The organism is Pseudarthrobacter sp. S9 (genome assembly GCF_050156545.1).
In the GTDB taxonomy this organism is placed as follows: domain Bacteria; phylum Actinomycetota; class Actinomycetes; order Actinomycetales; family Micrococcaceae; genus Arthrobacter.
Map to the genome: position 1 here is coordinate 4,427,791 of NZ_CP189576.1, position 12,354 is coordinate 4,440,144.

Here is a 12,354-nt window from a genome sequence, read left to right on the forward strand (position 1 = left end):
AGGCCGCTTTCTGCCGGAGCCACCCTGTCCTTCACTCGATCAGCTATCTGCTCGGAGAACTGGAAGAGGGCTATCTGGGCACACTTCGTTCCAAGGGCGGCCTGCAGAGCTAACCCAGCCGGCTCAAGGACCCCGACACGGTTGACTTCTCCACGAGCAGCGTCGGTATCGGGGCCCCGGCTCCGCTGTGGGCGGCGATGTCCCACCGGTACGTCAGCGACCAGTTCCCTGACACGCCCAGGGCCGGGCGTTTTATCAGTCCCCTCGGGGACGCGGAACTGGACGAAGGTGCCGTGTGGGAGGCCGTCACGGACCCGGGAGCCCGGCAGCTCGGGGAGCTGTTTTGGATTGAGGACCTGAACCGCCAGTCCCTTGACCGCGTCATCCCCGACGTACGGGTCGAACGGCTGCAGGGCATGTTCGCCGCGGCGGGGTGGCAGGTTTTGACCTGCAAATGGGGCCGCCGGATCCAGTCGTCATTCCTGCAGCCAGGCGGGCCGGAACTGCGGGAGCGGCTGTCCTTGGGATAGCTTTTACGGCCGAGCATGGCACCCGCTCGTCGGTGGTTGACGCGGCTGGCTGACGCGACCGCCGTGCCCGTCTACCTGCGTTCCAGGGTGGACCGCGCCGCAGCCGGACACCACATCATACGAGATGAGGGCGTGGTCCCGTCAGACGGCGGCCCGGACGCGCTGGAGGAATGAATCAAGGACCCGCCCGGCGTTCTCATGCATGCGCCTTGACTCTGCAGCCGGCAGTTGCCGGTTCTTGGGCCCGTTCAAGCGCTCCCCCAGATAGAGCAGCGCCGCGAGGACCTCGGACAGTTCGGTGTTGCCTTCGGCGCGCTGCCGCAGGAGCCTCAGATGCGCCTCCTGCAGGGCCGGGCCGGGCGCGCAGCCCAGATCCCGGTCGAAGAGCCGGCGGCAGCGGTCATACGCTGACAGGCCCTCCACCGGCAGGCCGGCCTGTTCGTAGGCCGTCACCAGCACGGTCCACGCCCTTTCATTGAGGGGCTCGGACCGGATGGCTGCCTGGGCCAGATTGACGGCGTCGTCAGGCTTGCCCAATAGTGCTGCGGTTTCCGCGGCGAAGATCTGTGCCGCCACTTTATCGGCCGCATGGCGTGTGCGCGCCTCTTCGGCCCAGTCGGAGGCGAGCTCGAACCCCAGCAGCGGCTCGGCAGAGATTTCCAGCGCCTGGAGCAGCAGCAGGTACGCGTCAGCGGGAGCCGACTCAACGGCGGTGCGGACCAGCTGACGGAAGCGAAACAGATCCAGATCCACGAGCTGTGGATCCAGGACGTAGCCGCTGTTCGCCGTGCGGAGCGGGCCGGTCTTGGTCTGGCCCGGCTGGATTGCGCGGCGGATGCCGCTGACGTAGCTCTCGAGTGTCGCGACGGAGCCGTCACTGGCACCGGCGCCCCAGAGAATTTCGATCAGGCGGGTCTTCGAAACAGGCGTTCCGAGATTCAGCAGTAGTATTTCCAGAATGTGCCGGGGCTTGCATCCGCCCATGTCCGCGGCTGTGAGGGCTACGCCCTCCCGGCGCACCTCAAACGTTCCGAAAAGGCGAACCGAAATTGAGGGTGTACTTCCGGTCAGGTTTTCCACGATGTTCTCCGATTTCCCCAGGTAAAACGAACTTAATCGCTTGGTGGAAGGCCGGAACTCCAACGGAACCAGGCGGTACTGAGACCCTTGTTCCCTCCGACATTCCAATGACACCGTTACACGCCAGACATGGCGCAACAAGCGCTGTAGCTACCCGATCTTTCGCCCGGAAAAAGACGCGTACCAGTACCAGTACCGTCGAGTAAGCCCGCGGACCGCTTAGCAGGTACTTGGTCCCCGGAACAAGTATTTTTGCGGGCCAAAATCGTGTGGCTTCAAGTACTTTCCCGAGCCGCTCCACGGAGCGAAAACCAAGGGTTCAGCCGGGAGATTTCATCGATCGGCCCGTCCACGCTTTGGGGGATTCGCCCTACTTCTCGGTCATCTCCTCGGGCACCGCCACCAGATGCAGCTCCACTCCCTCGCGGAGCACGGCCAGGTCGAGGGGCGCCCCGATGGCTTCGGCGAAGAGCAGCTTCTGCAGGCTCTCGGCGTTGGAAACTGACCTCTGCCCGACGCTCAGGACAACGTCACCGGCGCGCAGCCCCGCACGTTCGGCGGGCGAGCCCGTGAGGACTTCGACGACGAGCAGCCCCTCCCGGTGGCCCGTCCGGACCACCGCGCTGGGCTGCAGCTGGATGGGCGTGTTCACCAGGCCAAGATAGGCGCGCCGGACGCGCCCGTCCTTTAGCAGCGAGGCGATGATCCGCCGGGAGGTGGCGTTCACAGGAACAGCCAGGCCCAGCCCCATTCCAGCCACGGCAGTGTTGATGCCAACGATCCGGCCCCGGGCATCGGCCAGCGCGCCTCCCGAGCTGCCTGGATTGAGGGCCGCATCGGTCTGGATGACGTCCTCGATCATGCGCCGGTTCCGTCCCGACCAGACCGGGATCGAACGGCCCAGGCCGCTGACCACGCCGGCTGTGACGGAGCCCGAGAGCCCCAGGGGGTTGCCCACGGCGATGACCAGCTGCCCGACCTTCAGCGACTCGGCGTCGCCCAGTTCCGCCGGCGTCGCGGTGGGAGCCTTGCCATGGACCACGGCGAGATCCGAGAGCGGGTCCGCGCCTACCACCTCCACAGCCGTCCTGGTGCCGTCGGCGAAGACCGCGTGACCGCCCTGGGTACCGCCCACGACGTGGGCGTTGGTGACGAGGTAACCGTCGGACGTAAACAGGACGGCGGAGCCGGCCCCTACCCGGAACCTGCCGTTGCGTCCGTTGCCCGTCATCTCGATCGCGGCGACGTGTGGCGTGACAGCCTCGGCCACGCGGATAACCGTTGCGGAATAAGAATCCAGCGGGTCCTCGGACGCGTCGGATCCGGACACCCTGCTGATGGCTGTGGCCACCGTGCACCTCCTACAAACCGGTACTTATCTAAGTCAACCACCGGCGCCGCGGCGGTAGTCCTGCGCCGCCTACGCCTTCAGAGAAATGCGCCGGATGAAGCGGCTCCGGGGCAACAGTTCATCCCGCCGCCGATCCGCGGCTAGGCTCGGAAGTAGACCAGCCCGACAGCCACAGGAGAACCTACGTGAACCCAGCGTCCGTTTCACCCGATCCGCTGCCCCCGCTGGGTCTCACCTGGGGGATCAAGCGCAGCTTCATCGCCTACATCAGGGGGCTGCCGGACGGTGCCGTCTCCACGGCCGACGGCGCCACGGCGACCGAGTCCAGTGGGTTCTGCTTCGCCCCCGAGAGCTCCGACTACGACGTCGCCCGAGGCTCGGGCACGCTGCGCTTCCGGGGAGACGTCCGCGTCGCCGGGCACCACGGAATGATGTTCGTCCGACTGCTGGACCCGTGGATCGAATTCCACGGCGGCCGCGGGATCCTGTCCATCAGCACCGGCGACGGCGGCGGGCACGACCGCACCGCGGTGGGGTTCCTGCGCGCCTCGACGCCCCGCGAAGTGGACGGGTTCCTGGTCTGGGAGCACGTCGACGTCGTGATCTCCCCCGAAGGGTCGGAACTGTTCGACGGCCAGTACGCGGCCGGACAGCCGATGGACCCGCTTTTCATCCGGGTGCCGGCGTAAGACGTCGGCGCTCGCCGGAGCGGGGCTGTCCTTACCGGGGCCGCGCGGGGCGCACCCGCACCGGCGCGAGGATCCGGATGAGTGCGACGGCGGTAATCGAGCCCGCCGCCATGATCGAGGCGAGCACAACGATCTGGAAACGCCCCGCCTCCAAGGGCGACACTCCCCCGAAGATCGCACCGACGAACGCCCCCGGCAGGGTGACCAGGCCCGTCGTCTTGGTCTGATCGGTCGACGGAATGAGGGCGGAATACACGGCGCGCCGCGCCAGCTCGAGCGTCGACTGCCGTCGCGTCGCGCCCAGCGCCAGCCACGCTTCAACCTCGTCCCACCGCTCGTTCACGGTCTCGGCAAGATGCCGGCCGGCGAGCGTGGCGATAGTCATCGCGTTGCCGATCACGATCCCTCCAATGGCAAGTGCGTACCGGGGCGTGAACGCGATCGCCCCCGTGCCGAAAACGATCACTAGGGTAACCGTGATGCCCGCGGCCATCGATCCGCCGACCACCGCCAGACGGGTCCAGCCCCAACCGAGGCGTCGTGCGGCCGTCGCGGCGGCCACGGTGAACATAACGAGAAGTGCGACTGCGACCCAGGCCGGGCTGCTTATCACACCGCCGAGAATCAGGCTGATAACGGCCAGCTGCGCCGCGCCGCGAAGTATGGCGAGGGCCGGCGCGGCGCTGTGCGGCGCCCGGAAAACCGTGAGGAGCGCCACTGTCAGCAGCATCAGGAGCCCGACGCCCAGCAGCGTCGGAACGAAGTCAGCAAGCCCGGTCATCAGCCCAGCCTATAGACCGCCTGCCGGGAGCAGCTCCGGCGGAACGGTTCTCCGCGGCCGAAACACGTCCCCCCGCGCTGGGCAGCCGCCGGCCCATCTGTAAGGATGTGAACTTACCTGGCGCGGTCGGGGCCGAACTTCGTCGAACGAGACCCTCCGTGGTTGAATCCGCCGGTGTGGGCCACGAATCCCGGCAGCATCTGCACAGCGCCTTGGCCTCGGGTGCGGGGATCGTGCGCGAAGGCCCGGACTGGGCCGATTTCGAGCAACGGTTCGACAGCCATTTTCCGAACTCTGCCGGACATCGGCTGGACGTTCGCCGAACAGGACGCCGCCGAGCTGGGCATCAACGGCTTCGACCACCGGCGGTTCCTGAACTCCTTCTCCGTCAACGGCTTCCCGGGCAGCTTCGCCCGCGGAGTCCCCTTCCAGGACAACCCGCGCACCGGGGATTGCCGGATTTCCGGGACGACGGCGTCGCTCTGCGGGCTGGAGTACGGGTCCGCCCGCAGGCGGTCGGCCGGATTCTGCTCGCCTACGGTGGATTCTGAACTGCACTTTAACAACGCCCCTCTTCGGTGTTGAAAGAAAGACACTTCTCACTCCGGAGGGCGGTTCTAGTACACCAAGATGTCATTTAGACGATGTGTCAAGCCCTGTGACTTCCCGTCGCCGACCCGGGCCTCGACTGTGTGCATTAGCTGATATGGGTCACACTGGGCGGATGCGTACCTTTGGTGTCGAAGAAGAATTCCTGATTGTCAGTCCCGACAGCGGCAAGCCGCTGCCTTTGGCCGGGGAGGTGCTGCGCCTCCACGAACTTGACGGGCAGATGACGGGGCTATCCCGCCAACTGATCCTCACCCCCGAGCTCCAGCAGGAACAGATTGAGGCCGTCACGCACCCGCACAGCAGCCTGAGCGAACTCGGCGCCGAGATACGGGCCGGCCGGACATACGCCGACTCTCTGGCCCAGATGGCGGGGGCGCGGATTGCGGCGCTCGGAACCTCCCCGCACCCTGTCACGCCCCATGCCACGTCCAACAGCCGCTATGACGCGATGATGGACATGTTTGCCCTGACGGCCCGCGAGCAATTGACCTGTGGTTGCCACATCCACGTCTCCGTCAGCTCGGACGAAGAAGGCATCGGAGTCCTGGACCGCATCCGGGGCTGGCTGGCGCCGTTGATTGCGCTGAGCACGAATTCCCCGTTCTGGAACGGCGCCGACAGCGGGTATGCGAGCTTCCGCACCCAGGCATGGAACCGGTGGCCCACAGCAGGCCCCACGGACACCTTCGGCTCGGCGCAGGCCTACCACGAGCTGATGGGCGACCTCCTGAGCACGGGCGTCGTCACGGTTCCGGACTTCGACGCCCGCCTGTCCCGCAACTACCCCACCGTCGAAATCCGGGTCGCCGACGTTTGCCTCAACCCGGACGACACAGTCCTGCTGGCGGCCCTGGTGCGGGCCCTGGTGGAGACCGCCGCCCGTGAATGGAAGGCCGGAAAGCCGGCGGACAGGATTCCGACCGCGCTCCTGCGCCAGGGAGCGTTCAGGGCCAGCCGGTGGGGCGTCCGCGGCGACCTGCTCAACCCGCAGACCCACCGGCCGGATAGTGCGGCTTACGTCATTGGCGTGCTCCATGACCACGTCCGGGACGCCCTGGACGAAGCAGGGGACGACGCCTTCGTGGCGGATTCGCTCGAACGGATCCTCCGTGATGGAACCGGAACCGAGCAGCAACGCAAAGCCTTTGGACGAAGGGGGCAACTTTCCGACGTCGTCGCCCACGCGACCAGCCTCACGCACCAATTGCCTGCCACCTCCTACAGCCCTGCCTCTGGCAAAACCGCACAAAAACAGATTGACCTGCCCCAGAGAATGGTTACCGGATAGCCCGCTCAGCGTCCGACGAGCGGAGCATTCTTGCCGTTGAATTCAGGCGTGCCGTTATGTCCCGCTGATCTGTTCAGAGCCCAGCAACGCCCGCGACCCCATTGACGGCGTGGAGGTGGGATTCTAGATGAGTGACTAGGGTGTTCGGGGGCGGGGCCGGATTCGGTTGCTAGGCGGCTTCCGGGTGTCGGTGGGCGCGCGGGACATCGCGGATGGGGAGTGGCGTCTGCGTAAGGCGAAGGCCGTCGTCAAGCTTCTGGTGTTGGCCCCGGGTCTGTGGCCACGGCCGGACCCGACTGCGGCGGGCGTTCAGCTGCGCAAGGTGGTGCATTAGGCCCGCCGGATCCTGGATCCTGGACTCCCGGTACTCGACCGGTACCTCGTATCGGGTGAGCAGTTACGGTTGGACCGCGACTCGACGTGGGTGGATGTGGAGGCGTTCGAGACTGCGGCGTTGCGGGCGCGCCGGGCTGGTGAACCGGCCGAGTATGCGGCTGCGATCGGACTGTATGGCGGGGATCTGCTGCCCGAGGACCGCTATGAGGACTGGGCGATAACCAAGGAAGAGTCGCTACGGTCGGATTTCCTCGCGCTGCTCGTCGAACAGGCACGATTGTTGGAGGCCCGGGCGGACTTCGACGGGGCCGCATCGGCACTCCGGCGGGTCATTGCCGCCGATCCGGTCCACGAGGAGGTCGGTGCCGCGTTGATGCGGGTGTACGCGCTGTCGGGCCGGCGACACGAAGCCCTGCAAGAGTACGAGCGTCTGCGCGCGGCGCTGAACCGGGAACTCGGCGTCGAACCCGACCCGGCCACGGAACGGTTGTTCGAGCAGATCGGTCTGGCCGGCAAGCGGAGCCTGAGCTGGCCGGCGAGTTGTGGGAGCAGGTCGGTGGCCTGCGGTTGGTGGCGGGCGACTTCCCGGGGGCGGCCGCGGCGTTCGTGGCGGGCGCAAGCCGCCGCGGAGGCCAGCCTGGCAGCGGCCGAGGTCTACGGAACCGGCGAGGACGTCGCCGCGGTGCAGGAAACCCTCGCCATCATCTGCCACATGCGCGGGGCATGGCTGACGGGTCTTCAAGCCGAGATCGAGCGACTGGGTGATGCGGGCGAGGAGGATCCTCGGCTGGCGCGGATCTTCGAATTCCATTGCTGCATCGGGGAATACCACCTTTACGTCGACGGGCTGTGCGAGACGGTCGAAGACTATGCTCGCCGCACGCTGGCGCTGGCGATCGACAGGGGGCGCGCCACGCGCAGGCGTTCGCCTGGTGCCTGCTCGGGGAAACGCTGCTGCTGCAGGGGCACTGGGATGAGGCAGCCGGGTGCCTGGAGCGCAGCACACAAGTGTACGCAGAGCTCGATGCCCGCTCCGGAGTGCTGCCTTGGCAGCGCCTTGCCGAGCTCGCGGTTAAGCGGGGCGGTAGCGACGCGGCGGCGGCGTGCCTTCGCCACGCAATGGCGATCGCGGTGGTGTCGCCCTTCGCCCGGCACGTCTGGGGTCGGCTGTATGCGACGGCGGTGTTGGATGCGCTGGAGCGCGGCGATCCGGCCGAGGCAGTCCGCGTGGTCCGGTCCGCGGCGGCAACAGCGGCACGCTACGGCGAATGTCCCACCTGCACCGCCCTGCTGTATCCGATGGCGGCCGAAGCGTTCGCTGTGCTCGGCGACCGGGCGGGCGCGGCCGTGTTCACGCAGGCGGCAGAGCGGGTTGGGCAATCCTTCCAAAGTTCGGCGTGGGCTGCCATGGCCGAGTCCGCCCGCGGTTCGCTGGCGCTGGCCGACGCGGACGCGGGCAGGGCACGCGAACGATTCCTGTCCGCGGCGGGCCTCTACGGACGGGCCCATCAGCCGTTCTCGTCCGCCCGATGCAGGCTGCAGGCCGCACTGACCGGTGCGGGCGGTCCGGCTGATCGGCAGCTGCTCGACGACGCCGCAGCGGTGTTCGAGCAACTCGGCGCGATACGGGCCCTCGGAGCCGCGCGCCGGGCGACCTGACAGCCGACCCAACCCGGCAGCAACGGGGTTGCTCGCGTGGGGTGCGTCGGCGAGGACTCAGAACCGCGGGTGACCGCGTAGTAGTGCCGATGCGCTACACGCTCGCTACACGGTCGAAGTCAGCCCCGCTCATGTGCTCGCACAGCGCAGCGCAGGCACTGAAACGGACCGTGAATTCCGGGTTCTGCTTTCACGTGTCTCGGGACGCCTCATCTGTCCACTCCGCGAACGAAACGTAATGTCCTGGGACACGTCGGTCACGAATGAAGTTCGCTCCCAAGATCGACGGGTAGTTCGCCCGGGACCACTGAAGGAACTCCGTCCACCGGTCTATGAATTCCTGGTCGCAACCCTGCTTGACTTGCCAGGTTCCGGAGGCACAGTGGTCTGCCATCGGTCTCACCTCCTTCCAGGATGCTCGGTTTGCACTAATGTTAGGTCGGGCCCGTTCCCCACGCGTACCTCGGTCTTCCCGTGTTCGACGCCGTCGCGCTGAACTGATTCCGCTGACCGCGGGTTGCGTGGCCAGACTCGGCGGGTGCATGCTCGTGGAAAAGTTCGTCGGCGCGGTCGCGTCCGTGAAGGTGGGAGACCCCACCGAGGCGGACACGTTCATGGGCCCACTGTCCTCCACCGCCGCCCGCGACGGCCTCGCCGCACAGGTGGACGACGCCGTCGCCAAGGGCACCAGGGTGCTCACCGGCGGTTCCCCGCTGGATCAGCCCGGCGCCTGGTTCCAGCCGACCGTCCTCACCGGTGTCACGCCCGAAATGCGGGCGTTTTCCGAGGAGCTGTTCGGCCCGGTCGCCGTCCTCTACCCCGTATCCTCCGAAGACGAGGCCGTGGAGCTCGCCAACAACTCGGTGTACGGCCTCGGCGCCGTGATCCAGTCCACCGACCCCGCCAAGGCCCAGGAGATCGCCGACCGCCTGGACACCGGCATGGTCGACATCAACGAGGCCCCCGGCACCGCTGCGGAGCTGCCGTTCGGCGGGATCAAGCGCTCCGGCGGCGGCCGCGAGCTGGGCAAGTACGGCATGGACGAGTTCGTCAACCGGAAGCTGATCCGCACCGGCAATCAACGCACCGCCGCAACAACAGGAGCGGGGTCACGGACAGCGGTGCTGTCCGGGGCTCCACTTCTGTTGCCCCGAAAAGTCAGGCCGCCACGTTTGACCCAGCGCTCCTACGACACGGAGTCCAAGCTGTCATTGGGGCCGGCACCGGAGCGCCCGGGCAGTGAACGCTTTGCGCGCGCTTCCTGCAAATGATGCTCCAGCTTCTCTTCAGCATCCCGGCGCCGCTGACCGACAACGCGCAGCCGCTGAGTGATCGGTTTCCCATAAGCGTCCACGTGCCCTGCCGGCACCTTCTTCACCGACCCGGGGACGGCAGACGAATCAACGCGGAGTTCAGTATTATCGCCCATACATGCATGATCCCATCCCGGCGCACGGCTGAAAAGAATCATCCCGCACGCAACGCGGAGGCATTCGCGGAGTGGGCACGCAACGGGCGGGAATGCCCCGGCGTGGGAATGTAATGTCCGGCCGCACGCTGGTTGAGGAGAGCGTGCGGCCGGAATCTTTGGACATGGGGTCCGCTGGTTTGCTCCGCGCGGCCCGCCATCCGGGTCCTGTACCAACTCTCGCGCATCCCCCTGAGAGGAGACTGAGAGGCCCCGGACTCCCCGCTGCGGCGCGCAACGGCCGCGGGCCCGGCCGCGTGGAAAGTACCCCGGGGTCAGGGGAAGATGGCGGCGGCAGTTGTCCGGGCCTCCGAGTTGCCGCATTCTTGGAACATGAAACAGGGCATGTCAGCCCCGGCCGGCCGATCCCGCAGCGGCGAGCCCCGTTGGGGTGTGCGCAAACGCTCGACGGCGGTCGCCGTCGCCGTCGTGGCAATGGCGCTGCTGGTCGGCGGGGTGATACTGCTGGTGCTGCTGCAGACATCGCTGATCAACTCGACGGACTCGGCCGCCCGGCAGAAGGCCCAAGACGTCATCGTGGAACTGGAGGACCTGGACCTCGCCGACACCGGTACGTACATCGTTGACACCGCGCACGCGGGCCAATTCGTCCAGCTGCTGGACCCAGCCGGGTACGTCATCGCCGCCTCGGATCCCGACACCGCAAATTCGCCGCTGTCAGCCCAGCGGCCCGGACCGGGACGAACCCTGACCCAGGACGTCTCCAGTCTTCCGACCGTAGGTGACAACGACGATTTCCACATTGTCACCACCGGCGTGCGGGTGGGCGACCGCGAATATACGGTGATCGTCGCCCAGACGGCGCAGATCCAGGCGGACACCCTATCCACCGTCGCCTGGTTCATGCTCGGGGCTACGCCGCTGCTGCTGGCCATAGTCGCCGCCTCAGTCTCGTTGTTGGTGGGACGTTCCCTCCGCCAGATTGAGCGGATCCGGGGCCAAGTGGCACGGATCAACGCCGAGCGCTTGGACGGACGCGTCGACGTCCCGCCCACCAACGACGAAATCCATGCCCTGGCGCTGACCATGAACATGATGCTGGACCGCCTGCAGGCATCGGACCGTGAACAGCGCCGGTTCGTCTCGGACGCCAGCCACGAACTCCGCAGCCCGCTGGCCACCCTGAGCGCAGGGGTGGAGATCGCCTCGGCGGACCCGACCGGCGCAATGTGGCTCCAGATGAAGGATGTCCTGGCGGAGGAAACCGCCCGGATGGGCTACCTCGTGGAAGATCTGCTGACACTGGCCAAGGCGAACGACGGGGGCCTCAAGCTTGAGGAGACAGACGTCGATCTTGACCACGTCCTGGACCAGGAGATCCGCCGGCTGCGTTCGACGAGCCGGAACCAGATCAGCGCCGAGCTCACCCCGGCGCGGATCCGCGGAGACGCCCGCCGGCTGGCACAGGTGGTGCGGAACGTCCTGGACAACGCCGAGCGCCATGCCCTTTCCCGGATCACCGTGGTCCTGAGCAGCTCCGCGGACACAGCCATCGTCACGGTGGACAACGACGGCGACCCCATCCCGGAGACGGACCGGGAGCGGATCTTCGAACGCTTCGTCCGGCTTGACGGGAGCCGGTCCCGCGAAGGCGGCGGCAGCGGACTGGGCCTGGCCATCGCGGCAGGAATCATGGCCGCCCATCGTGGCTCGATCCAGGCAACGGACGGGCCGGCGGGCGACTGCCGCTTTGAAATGTTCTTCCCCGGGCCGGATCCGGACGGCCCGGCCGCCCTCACGCCCCGGGGTGCCCGCCGGCCGCGGCAGGGAGACGGTCGGCGCTGAGCAGATAGCCCATACCGCGCACCGTTGTCAGGCTATGCAGGCCGAACGGGAGATCGATCTTGCGCCGTAGGTAGCCGATGTAGACCTCCACGACGTTGTCCCCGCCCTCAAAAGCGGGGTCCCATACGTTGTGCAGTATCTCCGCTTTGGACACGATCTGGCCGTGCCGGCGCATCAGGAAGTGCAGGAGTCCGTATTCCCGCGCTGTGAGGCTGATGGCAGTTTCTCCCCGGCGCACGCTGCGGTTGACGGGGTCCATCGTCAGGGTCCCCAGGGTCAGCACGACCGGCCGCGCGGGCCCTCCGCGCCGGATCAGCGCCCTGATCCGGGCCACCAGCACCAGGAAACTGAACGGTTTGGTGAGGTAGTCATCCGCGCCCAGGTCAAAGGCGTCTGTCTGGTCGTATTCGCCGTCCTTGGCCGTGAGCATCAGCACCGGAGTCCAGATCTTGCGTTGCCGCAGTTCCTTCAGGACGTCGTAACCGTTCTTGAACGGCAGCATCAGATCGAGCAGGATCACGTCGTACGCATTCTCCGTCGCCGCCGACAGGCCGCTGACGCCGTCGCGGCTGACGTCCACGACGAACCCCTCATTCTTCAGTCCTCGGCGGACCGTCTCTGCCAGGGCACGCTCATCCTCCACCATCAGAATCCGCAATCCGGGACTCCTCTCTCTTTGAGACAGTATGGCGCCTCCTGGCCCAGCTTAGGTTTTATCGGGGATTTTCACAGCCGGGAGAGTCCTTGGCCGGCG

10 protein-coding genes and 3 pseudogenes are annotated in these 12,354 nt (G+C 66.9%); 8 read left to right on the forward strand and 5 right to left on the reverse strand.

From position 1 onward, the window contains the following. Positions 1–149 precede the first annotated feature (149 nt). Positions 150–530 (forward strand): annotated as a pseudogene (locus ACQCSY_RS21280) (pyruvate dehydrogenase); the annotation flags it as partial. Between the two features lie 141 nt (positions 531–671). Here ACQCSY_RS21280 and ACQCSY_RS21285 read toward each other — a convergent pair. Beyond that, the gene (locus tag ACQCSY_RS21285) at positions 672–1,514 is read right to left on the reverse strand and encodes an AfsR/SARP family transcriptional regulator (protein WP_427131950.1); all 843 of its coding nucleotides are present in this window, start codon (positions 1,512–1,514) and stop codon (positions 672–674) included. 466 nt (positions 1,515–1,980) lie between these two features. Continuing rightward, entirely contained in the window at positions 1,981–2,961 is a 981-nt protein-coding gene (locus ACQCSY_RS21290) for a S1C family serine protease (RefSeq protein WP_427131952.1), read from the reverse strand. A gap of 185 nt (positions 2,962–3,146) precedes the next feature. On the opposite strand from ACQCSY_RS21290, the gene ACQCSY_RS21295 reads away from it, so the two are divergent. Next, positions 3,147–3,650: an HtaA domain-containing protein gene (locus ACQCSY_RS21295; protein WP_427131954.1), complete on the forward strand. Its 504-nt coding sequence runs from the start codon at positions 3,147–3,149 to the stop codon at positions 3,648–3,650. A 31-nt stretch (positions 3,651–3,681) separates the two neighbouring features. On the opposite strand, the gene ACQCSY_RS21300 is transcribed toward ACQCSY_RS21295, so the two are convergent. Continuing rightward, positions 3,682–4,431 (reverse strand): ABC transporter permease, encoded by a 750-nt coding sequence (locus tag ACQCSY_RS21300; protein ID WP_427131956.1) that lies wholly within the window; start codon positions 4,429–4,431, stop codon positions 3,682–3,684. Positions 4,432–4,719: 288 nt separating this feature from the next. On the opposite strand from ACQCSY_RS21300, the pseudogene ACQCSY_RS21305 reads away from it, so the two are divergent. The 4 genes and pseudogenes from ACQCSY_RS21305 to ACQCSY_RS21320 all read left to right on the forward strand — a co-directional run. Beyond that, positions 4,720–4,970 (forward strand): annotated as a pseudogene (locus tag ACQCSY_RS21305) (amylosucrase); the annotation flags it as partial. Positions 4,971–5,155: 185 nt separating this feature from the next. Next, on the forward strand, positions 5,156–6,331 hold the full coding sequence (locus ACQCSY_RS21310) for a carboxylate-amine ligase (protein WP_427131958.1): 1,176 nt from the start codon (positions 5,156–5,158) through the stop codon (positions 6,329–6,331). Between the two features lie 430 nt (positions 6,332–6,761). Then, positions 6,762–7,109 (forward strand): annotated as a pseudogene (locus ACQCSY_RS21315) (AfsR/SARP family transcriptional regulator); the annotation flags it as partial. Between the two features lie 566 nt (positions 7,110–7,675). Then, positions 7,676–8,326, forward strand: coding sequence for a hypothetical protein (locus ACQCSY_RS21320; protein WP_427136036.1), 651 nt, complete (start codon positions 7,676–7,678; stop codon positions 8,324–8,326). Positions 8,327–8,516: 190 nt separating this feature from the next. Here ACQCSY_RS21320 and ACQCSY_RS21325 read toward each other — a convergent pair whose 3' ends face one another. Then, positions 8,517–8,942, reverse strand: coding sequence for an antibiotic biosynthesis monooxygenase (locus ACQCSY_RS21325; protein ID WP_427131960.1), 426 nt, complete (start codon positions 8,940–8,942; stop codon positions 8,517–8,519). Here ACQCSY_RS21325 and ACQCSY_RS21330 point away from each other — a divergent pair. Next, the gene (locus tag ACQCSY_RS21330) at positions 8,869–9,597 is read left to right on the forward strand and encodes an aldehyde dehydrogenase family protein (RefSeq protein ID WP_427131962.1); all 729 of its coding nucleotides are present in this window, start codon (positions 8,869–8,871) and stop codon (positions 9,595–9,597) included. The two genes, ACQCSY_RS21325 and ACQCSY_RS21330, sit on opposite strands and share 74 nt — an antisense overlap. Positions 9,598–10,127: 530 nt before the next feature. Next, positions 10,128–11,600 (forward strand): sensor histidine kinase, encoded by a 1,473-nt coding sequence (locus ACQCSY_RS21335; RefSeq protein ID WP_427131964.1) that lies wholly within the window; start codon positions 10,128–10,130, stop codon positions 11,598–11,600. On the opposite strand, the gene ACQCSY_RS21340 is transcribed toward ACQCSY_RS21335, so the two are convergent. Further along, on the reverse strand, positions 11,551–12,258 hold the full coding sequence (locus ACQCSY_RS21340; RefSeq protein ID WP_427131966.1) for a response regulator transcription factor: 708 nt from the start codon (positions 12,256–12,258) through the stop codon (positions 11,551–11,553). The genes ACQCSY_RS21335 and ACQCSY_RS21340 overlap by 50 nt on opposite strands. Positions 12,259–12,354: the final 96 nt, after the last annotated feature.